We start from the raw sequence: 17,628 nt of genomic DNA, 5'->3' as shown, positions 1-17,628 counted from the left end.
GTGAGCCAAGCCTTGATCACCGCGCTGCAGAACCCCGCCCTGTTCCCTCACCCGGTGAAGGAGTTTCAGCTCATTGAGACCCATATCTCCTGGGTACTGCTGACCGGCGACTACGCCTACAAGATCAAAAAGCCGATGAACTTCGGTTTCCTCGACTTTACCGAGCTGTCCAAGCGCGAGCATTTCTGTAACGAAGAGCTACGCCTGAACCAGCGCCTGACTGAAGGCCTGTACCTGGAAGTGTTGCCGATTACCGGCAGTGCCGAAGCACCACAACTGGGCGGCGAAGGCAGCGCCATCGAATACGCGCTGAAAATGCGCCAATTCCCACAGAATCAGATGCTCAGCACCCTACAGGCCAATGGTGAACTGACCGCCGAGCATATTGACCAGATGGCCCGGCAAATCGCCGAGTTCCATCTGCAGGCCCCGAAAGTCTCGGTGGAGCATCCGCTGGGCACCCCGGACAGCGTCATGGCGCCGGTTGAGCAGAACTTCGAACAGATTCGCCCGTTCCTCACCGAAAAAGCCGACCTGCAACAGCTCGACGCCTTGCAAGCCTGGGCTCGGGACAGCTTCAAGCGTCTGCACAGCCTGCTCGAGGCACGTAAAGCTGAAGGCTTCATTCGCGAGTGCCACGGCGACATCCACCTGGGTAACGCCACTCTGATCGACGGCAACGTGGTGATCTTCGACTGCATCGAGTTCAACGAGCCCTTCCGCCTGACTGACGTGTATGCCGATGCCGCCTTCCTGGCCATGGACCTTGAAGACCGTGGCCTGAAATCGCTGTCGCGGCGCTTCATCAGCCAGTACCTGGAATTGACCGGTGACTACGCCGGCCTGGAGCTGCTGAACTTCTATAAGGCTTACCGCGCCCTGGTACGGGCCAAGGTCGCCCTGTTCAGCATGCCGGGCAATGCCGACGCCGTGCAGCGCGCCACTACCCTGCGCACCTACCGCAACTACGCCAACCTGGCCGAAAGCTACAGCGCCATTCCTTCGCGCTTCCTGGCTATCACCCAGGGTGTTTCTGCCGTAGGTAAAAGCCATGTCGCCATGCGCATGGTCGACGCCCTGGGTGCCATCCGCCTGCGCTCGGACGTAGAGCGCAAGCGCCTGTTCGGTGAGCAAGCAAGCAGCAGCGCTGGCCAGTTGCAAGCCGGCATTTATAGCGATGATGCCAGCCAGGCCACCTATGAGCGTTTGCACCAGTTGGCGCAAACCGTTCTGCGCGCCGGCTTCCCGGTGGTGATTGATGCCACTTACCTCAAGCAGGCCCAACGCCAGGCGGCAGCAGGCGTTGCCAACGAGACCGGGGTGCCCTTCCTGATCCTCGACTGCAATGCACCGTTGGCCGTGATCAGCAGTTGGCTGGCACAGCGTCAGGCCGACAAAAACGATCCTTCCGACGCCACCTTGGAAGTAGTTGAAGCGCAACTGGCCAATCGCGAGCCGCTGAGCAGTGAAGAGCTGCTGCAAAGCAAGCGTGTCGAAACCAACGAAAGTGGCAGCCTCGACGAGTTGGTCAAGCAGATTCGTCAGCGCCTGCCAGGGCTCTGACAACTTAAGGACGTGAAGCAGTCGACACTTCACGCCTGAATCCGGGCGCTCCTCACATGATGGCACTATAGTGCCATCATGAGTCCAACAGGGAGGCGCTCGCATGAATCAGCCACGGCAACTGGACAGCGCACTGTATGCGCTGGTGCATGACGAACAGATCGCCAGCTTCAACCGCGAAAAGCCCAAGGATGCCAGCATCGACTTTCGCGGCGGCGATTTCCGCGGCCTCGACCTGCGTGAGTTGGACACCACCGGTATCGACTTCACCGATGCTTACTTTCGCGCCGCTGACCTGCGCGGTCTGGACCTGCGCCACAATGGCCTGGAGGGCGCCAGCCTTTCCCATGCACAGATTTCCGGCACTTACTTCCCCAGCGAACTGAGCGCCGACGAGATTTTGATGTCGGTTAATTTCGGCACCCGCTTACGCTACCGAACCCGTTGATTGCACAGGCTAAAGCGCCCGCCAGCTAAAGCTCAGCGGGCGTCTTTGGGCTACCCGTCGGTACAAGGATGGCAAAACGCCGCGTATTTCCCAAGTGCCGCTACACTCCTCTTTGACCTGCTTACGATTCCCTATAAAGACCCGTTCAGCCGTCGCAAGGAGGCTTGATGAACGATGAACTGCAGCATCTGAAAAACCTTGGCAAGACTTCTGCGCAGTGGCTGCATGCGGTCGGTATCCACAGCGCCTCGGATTTGCGCCGCCTAGGGGCGGTGAATGCCTACAAGGCCGTGCGTACCCGTGGCTTCCGGGCCTCCAAGGTGCTGCTCTACGCGATTGAAGGCGCCTTGCTTGACGTGCATTGGAACGACATTCCGGCCGAACGCAAGGAAGCCCTGAACCAGCAACTCGATGGCAAATGCATTCAGAAAAATAGTTGAGAATATTGCGGTGTGGTAGTTGACAGCGTAATGAGAATCGTTATGATTACCACAACTGGTCGCGAGACTGGTTGGATAAACTGAAAGCCCTTGGTTCGGACTCTCAGATTATCTCCTCATCAGGCTAATCACGGTTATTGACCCGGCTTTTTGCCGGGTCTTTTTTTTGCGCTGTGGGAACTGTCTTGTACCACCTGTGGGAGCGGGCTTGCCCCGCGATTGTGGCGTACCACCTCCGCACCTGGGTAGATAAACCCAGCACCACGCGGTATAAAGCGACGCTATGCACTTTCTCTGTTTACCCAACGATCTGGGCGAAGGCCACAGCCGCGGCTTTACCGTCGACGACACCAGCGTGTTCGCCGTGCGCCGTGCTGGTCGCGTGTATCTCTACCGCAATCGCTGCCCGCACCGCGGCATCCCTTTGGACTGGGAGCCCGACCAATTTCTCGACAGCAGCGCCAGCCTGATCACTTGCTCTCGGCATGGCGCGCTGTTTCTGATCGAATCTGGCGAATGCGTGGCCGGACCTTGTGAAGGCGAACAACTCACCTCCCTGAATTGCCTGGAAGACCCTCAGGGCATCTGGCTCATCGATTGAGCAGCACCGGCAAGGCACGGTCGATGTAAATCTGCTCGCCATCGACGTAGCTGCCATAAGCAAGTACTTCAACGCCATCCGCCACTGCAGCCCGCAGCGCTTGCGCGTAGGCAGCGTCGATTTCTTCAGCAGGCCGCACCGCCTCGATACCACTGAGGTTGACGCAGTACAGTTGCACCGCCCGAATACCCTGACGGGCCAGCGCTGCCAACTCACGCAAGTGCTTGGCACCGCGCTGCGTCACGGCATCCGGAAAGGCCGCCACGCTTGAGTCGGCGTAGCCCAGGGTGACGCTCTTGACCTCGACATAGGCCGGCCCTTGAGCAAACTCCAGGCGAAAGTCGATCCGGCTGCGCTCTTCGCCGTAAGGCACCTCACGCTTCAGCGTGGTAAACCCGGCCAGCTCGTTGATGCGCCCGGCAAGCAAGGCTTCCTCGACCAGCGCATTGGCTCGCCCGGTATTCACGCAGGCCAGGCGTCCCTGAGGGGTTTCACTGATTTCCCAGGTCCCCGGCAGTTTGCGCTTGGGGTCATTGGAGCGGCTGAACCAGACCTGCCCACCCTCAACCATGCAATTGAGCATCGAGCCGGTATTGGGACAGTGGATGGTGATCTGCTCACCGCTGGCCAGTTCGATATCCGCGAGAAAGCGTTTGTAACGTCGCAGCAACCGCCCGGATTCAAGTGTTGGAGAAAAACGCATCAGCCTTGCCAACTCCGCAGACCACGGGCGATACGCTCCACTGCCTCCTGCAAGCGCGGCAGGCTCTGGGTATAGGCAAAGCGCACGTGGTGTCCGGCCTGGTGACGACCGAAGTCCAGGCCTGGGGTAAAGGCGACATGTTCGGTTTCCAGAAAGTGCTGGCAGAAGGCGAACGCATCACCACCGAAAGCACTGATATCGGCGTACAGGTAAAACGCGCCCTGAGGCTCGACGGCGATCTTGAAGCCCAGTTCGCGCAGGGCTGGCAAGAGGAAGTCGCGGCGCCGGGCAAACTCGGCACGTCGCTCTTCAAGGATGGCCAGGGTCTGTGGCTGGAAGCAGGCCAGGGCGGCATGTTGCGCCATGCTCGGGGCACTGATGTAGAGATTCTGTGCCAGCTTCTCCAGCTCACCCACCGCTGCCGGAGGGGCCACCAGCCAGCCAAGGCGCCAGCCGGTCATGCCGAAATACTTGGAAAAACTATTCAAGACAAAGGCGCTGTCATCGACTTCCAGCACACTGGCTGCGTCCATGCCGTAAGTCAGCCCATGGTAAATCTCATCCACCACCAGATGGCCATTGTGCGCCCGCGTCGCTGCCGACAGGCTAGCCAGCTCGGTGCGGTCGAGCACTGTACCGGTTGGGTTGGCAGGGGATGCCACCAGTGCACCGACAGTGTCCTGATCCCAGTAACGCTCTACCAGGTCAGCAGTCAGTTGATAGTTGACCTCTGGCCCTACCGGTACCAGTTGCGCCCCGCCTTCGACCAAACGCAAAAAATGCCGATTGCACGGGTAACCCGGGTCAGCCAACAGCCAGTGTTTTCCCGGGTCCACCAGCAGGCTGCTGGCCAGCAACAAGGCACCGGAACCGCCGGGGGTAATGAGGATTCGTTCAGGGTCGATGCCCAGGCCATAGCGTTGCTGATAGAAGCTGGAAATGGCCTCGCGCAGCGCTGGCAGGCCGCGCGCAGCCGTGTAACGGGTATGCCCGGCAGCCAGTGCCGCCTGCCCGGCTTCGACGATAGGCGCGGCCGTGGTGAAGTCTGGCTCGCCGATCTCCAGGTGAATCACATCATTGCCGCTGGCCTGCAGCTCATTGGCACGGGCCAGCAGCGCCATGACGTGGAAGGGTTCTATGGCGCGGCTGCGCGCACTGTAGGACTGGGCCATCAACCTTCTCTCAAATGAGTCTAGAATAATGATTCTACCCGTGTCCTGAAGCGAACGTGTGGCTAAACCTGTGGTCAACCACGAAGACAACGGGAGTAGCGCGCCCCGATTCGATCTGGTAAGTTCGGCGGCTCGCAGTCGCAGGGCCGGCGGGCGCCGGAGATGGAGCAGCCTGCGCAATGGATTAGAAAAGTGAGAGGCGGTCTATTCATGTCCACCCTAGAAAAGCAAAAAGCTAGTCAGACCATGTACGGCGTCGAACCCTATAAGGAAACAAAGGGTGAGGAGTACATGGGCGAGCCCATGCGCAAGCACTTCATCAAGCTGCTCGGCGCATGGAAACATGAGCTGATGACCAGCGTCGATCGCACCGTGGACCACATGAAGGATGAGGCGGCCAACTTCCCAGACCCCGCCGACCGCGCCAGCCAGGAAGAAGAATTCGCCCTGGAACTGCGTAACCGCGATCGCGAGCGCAAGTTGATCAAGAAGATCGACAAGACCCTGCAGAAAATCCAGGACGAAGATTACGGCTGGTGTGAAGCCTGTGGTGTAGAGATCGGCCTGCGCCGTCTTGAAGCCCGCCCAACCGCCGACTTGTGCTTCGACTGCAAGGAACTGGCGGAGAAGAAAGAAAAGACCGTCGGCAAAGGCTGATAGCCAACCGACCAGAACGGGGCGCCACGAGCGCCCCGTTTCATTTGTGCCCTCTTATACTTCCAGCGTTGCCATGAACCAGACTTCCTATGTCGGGCGTTTCGCCCCCACCCCCAGCGGCTTTCTGCATTTCGGCTCGCTGGTCGCCGCCCTCGCCTCCTGGCTCGATGCCCGCGCCGTAGGTGGCCAGTGGCTGTTGCGTATGGAAGACATTGACCCGCCTCGCGAAGCGCCCGGTGCCCAGGCAGCTATCCTGCGTACCCTGGAAAGCTATGGCCTGGAATGGGATGGCGAGGTGGTCTACCAGAGTCAACGCCATGCGGCCTACGCCGAGGTGGTCGAGCGCTTGTTCCGTCAGGGCCTGGCTTACGCCTGCACGTGTTCGCGCAAACAGCTTGAAGGTTACAACGGCATATACCCCGGTCTGTGCCGTAACTGCTGCCATGCCCAAGAAGAGGCTGCCATTCGCCTGCGCGTCCCGGAGCTGACTTACCGCTTTGAAGACCGGGTGCAGGGTACTTTCGAGCAGCATCTGGGCCGTGAGGTGGGTGACTTCGTCATTCGCCGCCGCGACGGACTCTATGCCTACCAGTTGGCCGTGGTGCTGGATGACGCCTGGCAAGGCGTGACCGACATCGTTCGCGGTGCCGACTTGCTGGATAACACTCCCCGCCAGCTTTACCTGCAGGAACTGCTGGGCTTTTCGCAACCGCGCTATCTGCATGTACCGCTGATTACCCAGCCCGACGGCCATAAGCTGGGTAAAAGCTACCGCTCCGCGCCCCTGCCTGCTGAACAGGCCACACCGCTGATTCTGCGGGCCCTGCGTGCACTGGGCCAAGCCACCGATGCAGGCATGGAACAAGGCTCACCGGCCGAAGTACTGGCACACGCCGCCACACACTGGAACCCCGGCGCCATCCCCCGGCGCCTCACCGTGCCAGAAGCAGACCTCCTGTAGGAGCGGGCTTGCCCCGCGATAGCGGTGTCCCAGGTTCATCGAATCGCGGGGCAAGCCCGCTCCTACCGAGCAGCACAAACTCTAATAAATTCAAATCTTTGGCTAATTTGCGCAAGGCCGCTTGCAGTCGTCAGCCCATCCGTTACCATCGCCACAGCCATTTGCGCCAATAATAAGTCCAAGCCATAGCGCCCTAACCTTTGAGGCCAGCATGTATATCTATCGTTTGGTCCTGCTTCTGGTCGTGGGGATCTATCTGTTCTCTCCGGCCATCATGGACTGGTGGATCGAGCCAACCGGTGCCTGGTATCGCCCTTACCTGCTCTGGCTGATCCTGATCGTCGTGACCTTTATCCTGCAGAGCCAACGTGATGCCGATGAGCTTTAGTCTGACCCAGATGATCCTGATCAGCGCCGCCTACCTGCTGGTGCTGTTCGGCGTGGCCTGGGTCAGCGAACGTGGGATGATCCCGCGCTCGATCATTCGCCACCCGCTGACCTACACCCTGTCACTGGGCGTCTATGCCAGCGCCTGGGCCTTCTACGGCTCGGTCGGGCTGGCGTATCAATATGGTTACGGTTTTCTGGCCTGTTACCTGGGTGTTTCCGGGGCGTTTCTGCTAGCGCCGGTGCTGCTGTACCCGATTCTTAAAATTACCCGCACCTATCAGCTGTCGTCGCTGGCTGACCTGATCGCTTTTCGCTTTCGCAGCACCTGGGCCGGTGCGCTGACCACGGTGTTCATGCTGATCGGTGTGCTGCCGTTATTGGCCCTGCAGATTCAGGCGGTGGCCGACTCGATCAGTATCCTCACCGGCGAGCCGGTCAAGGCTCGGGTTGCCCTGGCCTTCTGTGCCTTGATTACCTTGTTCACCATCTTTTTCGGCTCGCGCCATATCGCCACCCGGGAAAAACATGAAGGGCTGGTGTTTGCCATCGCCTTCGAATCGGTGATCAAGCTGTTGGCCCTCGGTGGCATTGGCCTGTACGCCCTGTACGGCGTGTTCGGCGGGCCGCATCAGTTGGAAGTGTGGCTGCTGCAGAACCAGACCGCGCTGGCCGCCTTGCATACGCCATTGCAGGAAGGCCCGTGGCGAACCCTGTTGCTGGTGTTCTTCGCCTCGGCCATCGTCATGCCGCACATGTATCACATGGCCTTTACCGAGAACCTCAACCCACGTTCGCTGGTCAGCGCCAGCTGGGGCCTGCCACTGTTCCTGTTGCTGATGAGCCTCGCGGTGCCGCTGATCCTCTGGGCCGGCCTGAAAATGGGCGCCAGCACCAGCCCGGAATACTTCACCCTGGGCCTGGGAATCGCCGCCAACAACCAGGCGCTGGCCTTGCTCGCTTATGTCGGCGGGTTATCGGCGTCCAGCGGGCTGATCATCGTCACCACCCTGGCCCTGTCGGGCATGGCCCTGAACCACCTGGTGCTGCCGCTGTACCAACCGCCCGCCGAGGGCAATATCTATCGCTGGTTGAAATGGACCCGCCGGGCACTGATCGTCGCCATCATCGCTGCCGGTTTTGGTTTCTACCTGACCCTGGAAAGCCAACAGGATCTGGCCAACCTCGGTATCGTCGCCTTCGTTGCTACCTTGCAGTTCTTGCCGGGTGTTCTTTCGGTGCTGTACTGGCCGACCGCTAACCGTCGCGGCTTCATTGCCGGTTTGCTGGCCGGGATTCTGGTGTGGATGGTCACCATGCTGTTGCCTTTGATCGGCAACCTGCAGGGCTTCTACATTCCGCTGCTGAACATGATCTACGTGCTCGACGACACCAGTTGGCACATGGCGGCCATTGCGTCGCTGGCGGCAAACGTCTTGTTGTTCACCCTGATTTCGCTGTTCACCAATGCCAGCACCGAAGAAATCAGCGCTGCCGAAGCCTGCGCAGTAGATAACGTGCGCCGCCCGCAACGCCGCGAACTGCATGCTGCCTCACCTCAGGAATTCGCCACGCAACTGGCCAAACCCCTGGGCGCCAAGGCCGCACAAAAAGAAGTGGAACAGGCCCTGCGTGACCTTTATTTACCGTTTGACGAGCGCCGCCCCTACGCCTTGCGGCGCCTGCGCGATCGCATTGAGGCGAACCTGTCGGGCCTGATGGGCCCCAGTGTGGCCCAGGACATGGTGGAAACCTTCCTGCCCTATAAGTCGGGTAACGAAAATTACGTTACCGAAGACATTCACTTCATCGAGAGTCGCCTGGAAGACTATCACTCGCGCCTGACCGGACTGGCCGCCGAGCTTGACGCCCTGCGCCGCTACCACCGCCAGACCTTGCAGGAACTGCCGATGGGCGTCTGCTCGCTGGCCAAGGATCAGGAGATCCTGATGTGGAACAAGGCCATGGAAGAACTTACCGGCATTCCGGCCAAGCGCGTGGTTGGCTCGCGCCTGACGACGATCAGCGAACCCTGGCGCGGCCTGCTGCTGGGCTTCACCAACATTCCTGATGAGCACCTGCACAAGCAGCGCCTGGGCCTGGACGGTCAAACCCGCTGGCTCAACTTGCACAAGGCCGCCATCGACGAGCCCCTGGCGCCGGGTAACAGCGGCCTGGTGGTACTGGTCGAAGACCTCACCGAAACCCAGGCCCTGGAAGACAAGCTGGTGCATTCCGAACGCCTGGCCAGTATTGGCCGCCTGGCTGCCGGGGTGGCCCACGAGATCGGCAACCCGGTCACCGGCATCGCCTGCCTTGCGCAAAACCTGCGTGAAGAGCGTGAAGATGACGGTGAGATCACCGAACTGAGCAGCCAGATTCTCGAGCAGACCAAGCGTATTTCACGCATCGTCCAGTCGCTGATGAGCTTTGCCCACGCCGGCAGCCACCAGCACAGCGACGAGCCGGTGTGCCTGGCCGAAGTGGCGCAAGACGCCATCGGTCTGCTGGCCTTGAACCGGCGCAATTTCGAAGTACAGTTCTTCAACCTGTGCGACCCCGAGCACTGGGTCGATGGCGACCCGCAGCGTCTGGCCCAGGTCTTGATCAACTTACTGTCCAATGCCCGCGACGCCTCACCGCCCGGCAGTGCCGTGCGCGTCAAAAGCGAAGCGAGCGAGCATACCGTTGACCTGATCGTCGAGGACGAAGGCAGCGGTATTCCGAAAAACATCATGGATCGTCTGTTCGAACCCTTCTTCACTACCAAGGACCCGGGCGAAGGTACCGGACTGGGGCTTGCTCTGGTCTATTCCATCGTGGAAGAGCATTATGGACAAATCACCATCGACAGCCCGGCTGACATCCAGAGTCAACGTGGCACTCGGATTCGAGTGACCCTGCCGCGTCATGTCGTAGCGACGTCCGCTGTGAACTGAGACCGTCGAGAGAATTGAATCAATGCCTCATATTCTGATCGTCGAAGACGAAACCATCATCCGCTCGGCGCTGCGTCGCCTGCTGGAGCGGAACCAGTACCAAGTCAGCGAAGCCGGCTCGGTACAGGAAGCCCAGGAACGCTTCAGTATTGCCACCTTCGACCTGATCGTCAGTGACCTGCGCCTGCCTGGCGCTCCGGGCACTGAATTGATCAAGCTCGGCCAAGGCACGCCCGTGCTGATCATGACCAGCTACGCCAGCCTGCGCTCAGCCGTCGACTCGATGAAAATGGGCGCGGTGGACTACATCGCCAAGCCGTTTGACCATGACGAAATGCTGCAAGCCGTGGCGCGCATCCTGCGTGATCGGCAAAACGCACCTGCGGCGCCCGCCGAAGCTCGGGGTGGCAACAAGGCCGGCCTTGCCGACAAAGGCAGCAGCAATGCCGCCAATGGCGAAATCGGCATCATCGGTTCCTGCCCACCGATGCAAGACCTGTACGGAAAAATCCGCAAAGTCGCGCCGACTGATTCGAATGTGTTGATTCAGGGTGAGTCAGGCACCGGTAAAGAGTTGGTTGCCCGTGCCCTGCACAACCTCTCACGGCGCGCCAAGGCGCCGATGATTTCGGTGAACTGCGCCGCCATTCCGGAAACCCTGATCGAGTCGGAACTCTTCGGCCATGAAAAAGGCGCCTTCACCGGTGCCAGCGCTGGCCGCGCAGGCCTGGTCGAGGCCGCCGACGGTGGCACCCTGTTCCTCGATGAAATCGGTGAACTGCCTCTGGAAGCACAGGCTCGCCTGCTGCGGGTGCTGCAGGAAGGCGAAATTCGCCGGGTCGGCTCGGTGCAATCGCAAAAAGTCGATGTACGCCTGATTGCCGCTACTCACCGCGACCTGAAAAACCTGGCAAAGGTCGGTCAGTTCCGTGAAGACCTTTATTACCGTCTGCACGTGATTGCCCTCAAACTGCCTGCCTTGCGTGAGCGTGGTGCTGACGTCAACGAGATCGCCAACGCCTTCCTCGCCCGCCAAAGCGCGCGCATCGGCCGTAACGATCTGCGTTTTGGTCACGATGCCGAACAAGCCATTCGTCATTACTCCTGGCCGGGTAACGTCCGCGAGCTGGAAAACGCGGTCGAGCGTGCGGTGATTCTGTGCGAGAGCCCGGAAATTTCCGCGGACCTGCTGGGTATCGACATTGAGCTGAGCGATCTGGATGACGACGAGCCGTTTGCCGGGCTGTCCGGTAACGGCAGTACCGGCAACAACACCAGCCACGAGCCCACCGAAGACCTGTCACTGGAAGATTACTTCCAGCACTTCGTCCTTGAGCATCAGGACCACATGACCGAAACCGAGCTGGCGCGCAAACTCGGGGTCAGTCGCAAGTGCCTGTGGGAACGTCGCCAGCGCCTGGGTATCCCACGGCGCAAGAGCGGTGCCACCAGCGACAGCTGATTCATTTCAGCACAATGTGGGGTGCAAAGCGGTAACACGGGCAAATGTGAAAAAACTGTTACCCCACCGCAATCTCGTAACAAAAACCGGGGCTTACGGTAACGAAGCCCCGGTTTTTTTTCGCCCTCCCGGGCCCCCAAAATCGCTCCAAGCCCTTGTTTTACTGGGGTTTGCAAAAGTTGGCACGGCACCTGCTATATGTTTGGTACAAGAACAATAACAAGCACTGCAAAAGACAATAAAAATAAGACGAATCGGCTCACGCACAATAAGAACAAGACGGCGGAGGCGCAGCTAACTGATTCTTTTGGAGAGGGGTTGTTTTTGGGGCTTGCCCCACAACCAGGCAGAGAACAACAAAAACTGCACTAAAGCAGAGCCTGAACTGGTTGGATCACACGATCATTACAACATCAGCGACCAAAGCAATCCGTTTGCTCTTGAATCCCGGTTAGGGAGATCGTCCACAAGCTTTGCGTTTTGTGGATAGGGCGCTCAACAAAAACAAGAAGCCCGGCAAAAAAACAATAAGAGCACGCAACTACTTCTTGGGGAGCTTCGGCTCCCCTTGTAGTTTCTCCCCTCCTGCATCACCCCGCTTTGCTAGCGCCTACACCATCCCCCGAGTAAATGCTAGAATCCCCGCCCATCATGCGGCCATTCTTCGTTTTTGGCCGAACATTCCTTCAAACAGTGCATCCCATGCTGAAGAAGCTGTTCCAGTCGTTCCGTCCTCCCGTACGTGGCGCGCACCACAAACGCACCACGCCTGAAGTGATCAATAGCGGTCAACACTCGCTGCAACGTGGCCAATTCAGTCGTCATGCGGTGAGTATCGTTGAGCGCCTGCAAAATGCTGGCTACCAGGCCTACCTGGTGGGCGGCTGTGTCCGCGACCAACTCCTGGGCATCACCCCCAAGGACTTCGACGTCGCCACCAGCGCCACCCCCGAGCAAGTCCGTGCCGAATTTCGCAATGCGCGCATCATCGGCCGCCGTTTCAAGCTGGTCCACATTCACTTCGGTCGTGAAATCATCGAAGTCGCGACCTTCCGTGCCAACCACCCGGAAAACGAAGCCGCAGAAGACAGCCACACCTCCTCGCGTAACGAGAGCGGGCGGATTCTGCGTGACAATGTCTACGGCACCCTGGAAGAAGACGCGCAACGCCGCGACTTCACCATCAACGCCCTGTACTACGATCCGGTCAGCGAGCGCATTCTCGATTACGCCAATGGCGTTCACGACATCCGCAATCGTTTGATCCGCCTGATCGGTGACCCGACCCAGCGTTACCAGGAAGACCCGGTGCGCATGCTGCGCGCCGTGCGTTTCGCCGCCAAGCTGAACTTCGGTATCGAAAAACACACCGTACAGCCAATCCGCCAACTGGCACCGATGCTGCGCGAGATCCCGGCCGCCCGTCTGTTCGAAGAAACCCTCAAGCTGTTCCTCTCCGGAAACGCAGCTGACACCTTCGAAATGCTGGTCGACCTGCAGTTGTTCGATCCGCTGTTCCCTGCCAGCGCCGAAGCGCTGGAAGAGCATCCGACGTACACGCATACCCTGATCAGCCAGGCGCTGATCAATACTGACCTGCGCATCAAGCAGGGCAAACCGGTCACACCGGCGTTCCTGTTTGCCGCACTGTTGTGGCCAGCCTTGCCAGGCCGCGCACTGCGCCTGCAAAGCCGTGGCATGCCGCCGATTCCGGCAATGAACGAAGCAGCCCATGAGCTGATCAGTGAGCAGTGCCAGCGCATCGCCATTCCGAAACGCTTCACCTTGCCGATTCGCGAAATCTGGGACATGCAGGAGCGCCTGCCGCGCCGTAGCGGCAAGCGTGCCGAGGTCTTGCTCGACAACCCGCGCTTCCGTGCCGGTTATGATTTCCTCTTGCTGCGCGAGAGCGCTGGCGAGGAAACCGACGGCCTGGGCCAATGGTGGACCGACTACCAGGACAGCAACGACAGTGAGCGGCGCGACATGATCCGCGACCTGGGCAGTCGTGAAGACGGTACCAGTGCCGGCCCGCGCAAGCGCAAACGTAGCCCGAGCAAGCGTAAGCGTGCCGACGGCGGCGCAGGCGAATAAGCATGGAGCGCGTGTACATCGGCCTGGGCAGCAATCTGGACGAACCGCAGGAGCAACTGCGCAGCGCCATCAACGCGCTGCGCGAGCTGCCCGACACCACCGTGACAGGCATTTCTGCGTTCTACAGCAGTGAATCGCTGTCTCCCGGCCAACCGCGCTACACCAATGCCGTGGCCGAGCTGGACAGCGCGCTGGCGCCCCTCGACCTGCTCGATCAGCTGCAAGCCATCGAAGCCGCGCAAGGCCGCGAGCGCAAAGAGCGCTGGGGGCCGCGTACGCTCGATCTGGATATCTTGCTGTATGGCGATCACACCATCGACATCCCGCGCCTGAAAGTCCCGCATTACCACATGCATGCGCGACCGTTCGTCCTCTACCCACTGGCTGAACTGGTCCCGCAGGACTTTCGCCTGGCCGACCAGCGCAGCCTCGCCCAGTTGCTGGCAGATTGCCCGTTCGTCGGCCTGGAACGCCTGTAACCGGGCGTTCCCCCACGCGGTAACGCCCGTAACAGCGCATTAGTAACAATGCGGTAACAGGGTAATTGACTTCAGCCCCCTCCCTCACGACTATAGGCGTCCGGTGGCGCGTGCGCGCCGCAAAAAGGCGTATATAGGCCTGGAACAGGTCGTAACTAAAACACCACAATCGATGATGTGCTGTTCCAGAAGATGAATACATGCGTTGTACGCAGTCGTTTTTCACAGCGCCTGAATGAGGATTCCTTTTCATGCCAGATGTAACCCTGACCACCCTGCAAAGCCTCAAGGCCAAGGGTGAGAAAATAGCCATGCTGACCTGCTACGACGCGACCTTTGCCCAGGCCGCCAGCCGAGCCGGCGTGGAAATATTGCTGGTGGGTGACTCCCTGGGCATGGTCCTGCAGGGCCATGACAGCACTTTGCCGGTGACCAACGCCGAGATGGCCTACCACACTGCCTGCGTCAAACGCGGTAACGAAGGTGCGCTGATCCTCGCCGACCTGCCGTTCATGGCCTGTGCCACCACTGAACAAGCGTTCGCCAACAGTGGCGCCTTGATGCAGGCCGGTGCGCATATGGTCAAGGTCGAAGGCGCCGCCTGGCTGGCGGAAACCATCCGCCTGCTGGCCGAGCGCGGCGTTCCAGTGTGCGCCCACATGGGCCTGACCCCGCAAACCGTCAATATCCTCGGCGGCTACAAAGTCCAGGGTCGCCAGGAAAACCAGGCGCGGCAAATGCGCGCCGATGCCATTGCCCTGGAGCAAGCGGGCGCCGCAATGCTGTTGCTCGAATGCGTACCCAGCGAACTTGCCGCTGAAATCACTCAAGCAGTGAGCATCCCGGTGATCGGTATCGGTGCCGGTAGCGCCCCCGATGGCCAGGTGCTGGTGCTGCACGACATGCTGGGCTTGTCGCTGAGCGGACGCGTACCCAAGTTCGTGAAAAACTTCATGGTCGGCCAGAGCGATATTCAAGGTGCGCTCAAGGCTTATGTAGCCGCCGTCAAGGACGTCAGCTTCCCTGCCAGCGAACACGGGTTCAGTGCATGAATACAGTTAAAACCGTACGCGAGCTGCGTGCCGCCGTGGCGCGTGCACGCAGCGAAGGCAAACGCATCGGTTTCGTGCCGACCATGGGTAACCTGCACAGCGGCCACGCCGCGCTGGTGACCAAGGCCGCCCAACGCGTCGATTTCGTGGTTGCCAGCATCTTCGTCAACCCGCTGCAGTTTGGCCCTAACGAAGACCTCGACAAGTACCCACGCACGCTCGCCGCCGACCAGGAGAAACTGCTTGAGGCCGGCTGCCATCTGCTCTTCGCCCCCAGCGTCGAAGAAATGTACCCCGACGGCATGGACGGCCAGACCCGCGTCAGCGTTGCGCAACTGTCCGAAGGCCTGTGCGGCGCCAGCCGACCTGGGCATTTCGAAGGTGTGGCGACGGTGGTCAGCAAACTGTTCAACATGGTCCAGCCAGATCTGGCCGTGTTCGGTCAAAAAGACTTCCAGCAACTGGCGGTGATCCGTGCGCTGGTGCGTGACCTGAACATGCCGATTCAGATCATTGGCGAGCCGACCGTGCGCGCTGAAGACGGCCTGGCCCTGTCGTCACGCAATGGCTACCTGAACGATGAACAACGTGCCATTGCACCGACGCTGTATCGGGTGCTGCGGCAAATGGCCGATGCGATCGAACAGGGTGATCGGGACTACCCGGCCTTGATCGCCAATGGTCAGCAACAGTTGGAAAGCGCGGGCTTTCGCCGCGACTATCTGGAAATTCGCCAGGCCCTGAGCCTGCGCCCGGCAACCGCCGACGACCGCGACCTGGTCATCCTCGTCGCCGCCTTCCTCGGTGCTACCCGCCTGATCGACAACCTGCATCTGGATCTTGGCACCCTGTAACAAGGTCGCCAGCCGAGCCCACTCCCTGTTTGCAGACCGCGTGCCTATAATTGGCATCAGCCTGCAAACAGGGCGCTGTTTTCAGTGTCCAAGGCAGTTCACGCAATAAGGAAACCTGCAGCGATGGCTTACTACCGCACCCCTCATGATGTCACCGCTTTGCCCGCGTGGAAGGCGCTCCAGCAGCACCGTGAAGCCATGCAGGACTTCAGCATGCGCGACGCATTCAATGCCGAGCCAAAACGCTTCGAGCAGTTTTCTCTGAGCACTTGCGGACTGTTTCTCGATTATTCGAAGAACCTTATCAATGGCCAGACGCGCGATCTGCTGGTCAACCTGGCCAATGAAGTAGGCCTGCAAGAAGCGGTCAAATCGTTGTTCGCGGGCGAGATTCTTAACGCCTCCGAAGGCCGTCCGGCCCTGCACACAGCATTGCGCCGGCCAGTGGGCGACAAGTTGAGCGTCAATGGCGTCAACGTGATGCCCGAAGTGCACAAAGTTCTCAATCAGGTCACTGAGCTGGTTGGCCGCATACATGACGGCCTGTGGCGCGGCTACAGCGAAAAGCCAATCACCGACGTGGTCAACATTGGTATTGGCGGCTCGTTCCTAGGCCCTGAGCTGGTATCCGAGGCGCTGCTGCCCTACGCCCAGCGTGGCGTACGCTGCCACTACCTGGCCAATATCGACGGCAGCGAATTCCATGAGTTGTCGGCCAATCTGCGCGCCGAAACCACCCTGTTCATCGTTTCCTCCAAGTCGTTCAACACCCTGGAAACCTTGAAGAACGCCCAGGCAGCCCGTGGCTGGTACTTGGCCCAGGGTGGTTCGGAAGCCGAGCTGTACAAGCACTTCATTGCCGTGTCGAGCAACAAGGCCGCCGCAGTGGCCTTTGGCATCCGCGAAGAAAACATCTTCCCGATGTGGGACTGGGTCGGCGGTCGTTACTCGCTGTGGTCGGCGATTGGTTTGCCGATTGCCCTGGCCATTGGCACCGCCAACTTCAAGGAGCTGCTGTCGGGCGCCTACACCATGGACCAGCACTTCCAGAACGCACCGTTCGAGCAGAACATGCCAGTGCTGCTGGCCCTGCTGGGTGTCTGGTACGGGAACTTCTGGGGCGCGCAAAGCCACGCCATCCTGCCGTACGACCACTACCTGCGTAACATCACCAAACACCTGCAACAGCTGGACATGGAATCCAACGGCAAGAGCGTTCGCCAGGACGGCACCCCGGTCAACCATGACACCGGTCCGGTGATCTGGGGTGGGGTCGGCTGTAACGGTCAGCATGCGTACCACCAGTTGCTGCACCAAGGCACCCAACTGATTCCGGCAGACTTCATTGTTCCGGTGGTCAGCTTCAACCCGGTTGCCGATCACCATCAATGGCTCTACGCCAACTGCCTGTCGCAGAGCCAGGCGCTGATGCTCGGCAAGACCCGCGCCGAGGCGGAAGCTGAACTGCGCGACAAGGGCCTGAGCGAAGCCGAGATCAACAAGCTGGCGCCGCACAAAGTGATCCCGGGTAACCGCCCGAGCAACACCTTGGTGGTCGAGCGCATCAGTCCACGCCGTCTTGGCGCACTGGTGGCGATGTATGAGCACAAGGTGTTCGTGCAAAGCGTGATCTGGGGTATCAACGCCTTCGACCAATGGGGCGTGGAGCTGGGCAAAGAACTTGGCAAGGGTGTGTACCAACGCCTGATCGGCGGCATCGAAGACGCTGCCGAAGACGCCTCGACCCAGGGCCTGATCAACTTCTTCCGCAGCCGTCACCGCGGTTGATCGCCCGCGTTACCCCTGGCTGAACGAA

16 protein-coding genes are annotated in these 17,628 nt (G+C 60.0%); 14 read left to right on the top strand and 2 right to left on the bottom strand.

Annotated features, from left to right (window positions below; translation table 11 throughout):
* The 4 genes from ACVWSC_RS04170 (at window position 1) to ACVWSC_RS04155 (ending at window position 3,052) form a co-directional block, all read left to right on the top strand.
* On the top strand, window positions 1-1,563 hold the full coding sequence (locus ACVWSC_RS04170; RefSeq protein ID WP_442112179.1) for a bifunctional aminoglycoside phosphotransferase/ATP-binding protein: 1,563 nt from the start codon (window positions 1-3) through the stop codon (window positions 1,561-1,563).
* A 103-nt stretch (window positions 1,564-1,666) separates the two neighbouring features.
* Window positions 1,667-2,011 (top strand): pentapeptide repeat-containing protein, encoded by a 345-nt coding sequence (locus ACVWSC_RS04165; protein WP_442112178.1) that lies wholly within the window; start codon window positions 1,667-1,669, stop codon window positions 2,009-2,011.
* A gap of 167 nt (window positions 2,012-2,178) precedes the next feature.
* Window positions 2,179-2,451 (top strand): TfoX/Sxy family protein, encoded by a 273-nt coding sequence (locus ACVWSC_RS04160; protein WP_442112177.1) that lies wholly within the window; start codon window positions 2,179-2,181, stop codon window positions 2,449-2,451.
* Window positions 2,452-2,734: 283 nt separating this feature from the next.
* Entirely contained in the window at window positions 2,735-3,052 is a 318-nt protein-coding gene (locus tag ACVWSC_RS04155; RefSeq protein WP_442112176.1) for a Rieske (2Fe-2S) protein, read from the top strand.
* Here ACVWSC_RS04155 and sfsA read toward each other — a convergent pair.
* Window positions 3,042-3,755, bottom strand: a complete 714-nt coding sequence (gene sfsA, locus ACVWSC_RS04150) for a DNA/RNA nuclease SfsA (protein ID WP_442112175.1) — start codon at window positions 3,753-3,755, stop codon at window positions 3,042-3,044. The genes ACVWSC_RS04155 and sfsA overlap by 11 nt on opposite strands.
* On the bottom strand, window positions 3,755-4,927 hold the full coding sequence (locus ACVWSC_RS04145) for a pyridoxal phosphate-dependent aminotransferase (RefSeq protein ID WP_442112174.1): 1,173 nt from the start codon (window positions 4,925-4,927) through the stop codon (window positions 3,755-3,757). The genes sfsA and ACVWSC_RS04145 overlap by 1 nt, the downstream gene beginning before the upstream one ends.
* A gap of 210 nt (window positions 4,928-5,137) precedes the next feature.
* Between ACVWSC_RS04145 and dksA the strand changes: the two genes are divergently transcribed.
* The 10 genes from dksA to pgi all read left to right on the top strand — a co-directional run bounded on the left by dksA (window position 5,138) and on the right by pgi (window position 17,600).
* The gene (dksA, locus tag ACVWSC_RS04140; protein WP_442112173.1) at window positions 5,138-5,584 is read left to right on the top strand and encodes an RNA polymerase-binding protein DksA; all 447 of its coding nucleotides are present in this window, start codon (window positions 5,138-5,140) and stop codon (window positions 5,582-5,584) included.
* Window positions 5,585-5,657: 73 nt separating this feature from the next.
* Window positions 5,658-6,545 (top strand): tRNA glutamyl-Q(34) synthetase GluQRS, encoded by an 888-nt coding sequence (gene gluQRS, locus ACVWSC_RS04135; RefSeq protein ID WP_442112172.1) that lies wholly within the window; start codon window positions 5,658-5,660, stop codon window positions 6,543-6,545.
* A gap of 211 nt (window positions 6,546-6,756) precedes the next feature.
* Window positions 6,757-6,933, top strand: coding sequence for a hypothetical protein (locus ACVWSC_RS04130; protein WP_003250005.1), 177 nt, complete (start codon window positions 6,757-6,759; stop codon window positions 6,931-6,933).
* Window positions 6,917-9,871: a sensor histidine kinase gene (locus tag ACVWSC_RS04125; protein WP_442112171.1), complete on the top strand. Its 2,955-nt coding sequence runs from the start codon at window positions 6,917-6,919 to the stop codon at window positions 9,869-9,871. Before ACVWSC_RS04130 ends, ACVWSC_RS04125 begins: the two co-directional genes overlap by 17 nt.
* A gap of 22 nt (window positions 9,872-9,893) precedes the next feature.
* On the top strand, window positions 9,894-11,333 hold the full coding sequence (locus ACVWSC_RS04120) for a sigma-54-dependent transcriptional regulator (protein ID WP_442112170.1): 1,440 nt from the start codon (window positions 9,894-9,896) through the stop codon (window positions 11,331-11,333).
* A gap of 702 nt (window positions 11,334-12,035) precedes the next feature.
* Window positions 12,036-13,427 (top strand): polynucleotide adenylyltransferase PcnB, encoded by a 1,392-nt coding sequence (locus ACVWSC_RS04115; protein WP_442112169.1) that lies wholly within the window; start codon window positions 12,036-12,038, stop codon window positions 13,425-13,427.
* A 2-nt stretch (window positions 13,428-13,429) separates the two neighbouring features.
* Complete coding sequence (gene folK / locus ACVWSC_RS04110; protein WP_442112168.1) at window positions 13,430-13,906, top strand: 2-amino-4-hydroxy-6-hydroxymethyldihydropteridine diphosphokinase; 477 nt, start codon at window positions 13,430-13,432, stop codon at window positions 13,904-13,906.
* Window positions 13,907-14,157: 251 nt separating this feature from the next.
* On the top strand, window positions 14,158-14,958 hold the full coding sequence (gene panB / locus ACVWSC_RS04105; RefSeq protein WP_442112167.1) for a 3-methyl-2-oxobutanoate hydroxymethyltransferase: 801 nt from the start codon (window positions 14,158-14,160) through the stop codon (window positions 14,956-14,958).
* The gene (gene panC, locus ACVWSC_RS04100) at window positions 14,955-15,812 is read left to right on the top strand and encodes a pantoate--beta-alanine ligase (protein WP_442112166.1); all 858 of its coding nucleotides are present in this window, start codon (window positions 14,955-14,957) and stop codon (window positions 15,810-15,812) included. The genes panB and panC overlap by 4 nt, the downstream gene beginning before the upstream one ends.
* 123 nt (window positions 15,813-15,935) lie before the next feature.
* The gene (gene pgi / locus ACVWSC_RS04095; RefSeq protein ID WP_442112165.1) at window positions 15,936-17,600 is read left to right on the top strand and encodes a glucose-6-phosphate isomerase; all 1,665 of its coding nucleotides are present in this window, start codon (window positions 15,936-15,938) and stop codon (window positions 17,598-17,600) included.
* Window positions 17,601-17,628: the final 28 nt, after the last annotated feature.

The organism is Pseudomonas sp. NUPR-002 (assembly GCF_056322725.1).
This window is presented reverse-complemented; position numbering and strand designations above follow the sequence as displayed.

What these genes read in the sequence shown, in the direction of transcription:
- ACVWSC_RS04160 (WP_442112177.1), top strand. Translation starts at nt 2,179, where the DNA reads ATGAACGATGAACTGCAGCATCTGAAAAACCTTGGCAAGACTTCTGCG.
- panC (WP_442112166.1), top strand. Translation starts at nt 14,955, where the DNA reads ATGAATACAGTTAAAACCGTACGCGAGCTGCGTGCCGCCGTGGCGCGT.
- panB (WP_442112167.1), top strand. Translation starts at nt 14,158, where the DNA reads ATGCCAGATGTAACCCTGACCACCCTGCAAAGCCTCAAGGCCAAGGGT.
- ACVWSC_RS04120 (WP_442112170.1), top strand. Translation starts at nt 9,894, where the DNA reads ATGCCTCATATTCTGATCGTCGAAGACGAAACCATCATCCGCTCGGCG.
- folK (WP_442112168.1), top strand. Translation starts at nt 13,430, where the DNA reads ATGGAGCGCGTGTACATCGGCCTGGGCAGCAATCTGGACGAACCGCAG.
- ACVWSC_RS04130 (WP_003250005.1), top strand. Translation starts at nt 6,757, where the DNA reads ATGTATATCTATCGTTTGGTCCTGCTTCTGGTCGTGGGGATCTATCTG.
- gluQRS (WP_442112172.1), top strand. Translation starts at nt 5,658, where the DNA reads ATGAACCAGACTTCCTATGTCGGGCGTTTCGCCCCCACCCCCAGCGGC.
- ACVWSC_RS04125 (WP_442112171.1), top strand. Translation starts at nt 6,917, where the DNA reads ATGCCGATGAGCTTTAGTCTGACCCAGATGATCCTGATCAGCGCCGCC.
- ACVWSC_RS04145 (WP_442112174.1), bottom strand. Translation starts at nt 4,927, where the DNA reads ATGGCCCAGTCCTACAGTGCGCGCAGCCGCGCCATAGAACCCTTCCAC.
- pgi (WP_442112165.1), top strand. Translation starts at nt 15,936, where the DNA reads ATGGCTTACTACCGCACCCCTCATGATGTCACCGCTTTGCCCGCGTGG.
- ACVWSC_RS04155 (WP_442112176.1), top strand. Translation starts at nt 2,735, where the DNA reads ATGCACTTTCTCTGTTTACCCAACGATCTGGGCGAAGGCCACAGCCGC.
- sfsA (WP_442112175.1), bottom strand. Translation starts at nt 3,755, where the DNA reads ATGCGTTTTTCTCCAACACTTGAATCCGGGCGGTTGCTGCGACGTTAC.
- dksA (WP_442112173.1), top strand. Translation starts at nt 5,138, where the DNA reads ATGTCCACCCTAGAAAAGCAAAAAGCTAGTCAGACCATGTACGGCGTC.
- ACVWSC_RS04115 (WP_442112169.1), top strand. Translation starts at nt 12,036, where the DNA reads ATGCTGAAGAAGCTGTTCCAGTCGTTCCGTCCTCCCGTACGTGGCGCG.
- ACVWSC_RS04165 (WP_442112178.1), top strand. Translation starts at nt 1,667, where the DNA reads ATGAATCAGCCACGGCAACTGGACAGCGCACTGTATGCGCTGGTGCAT.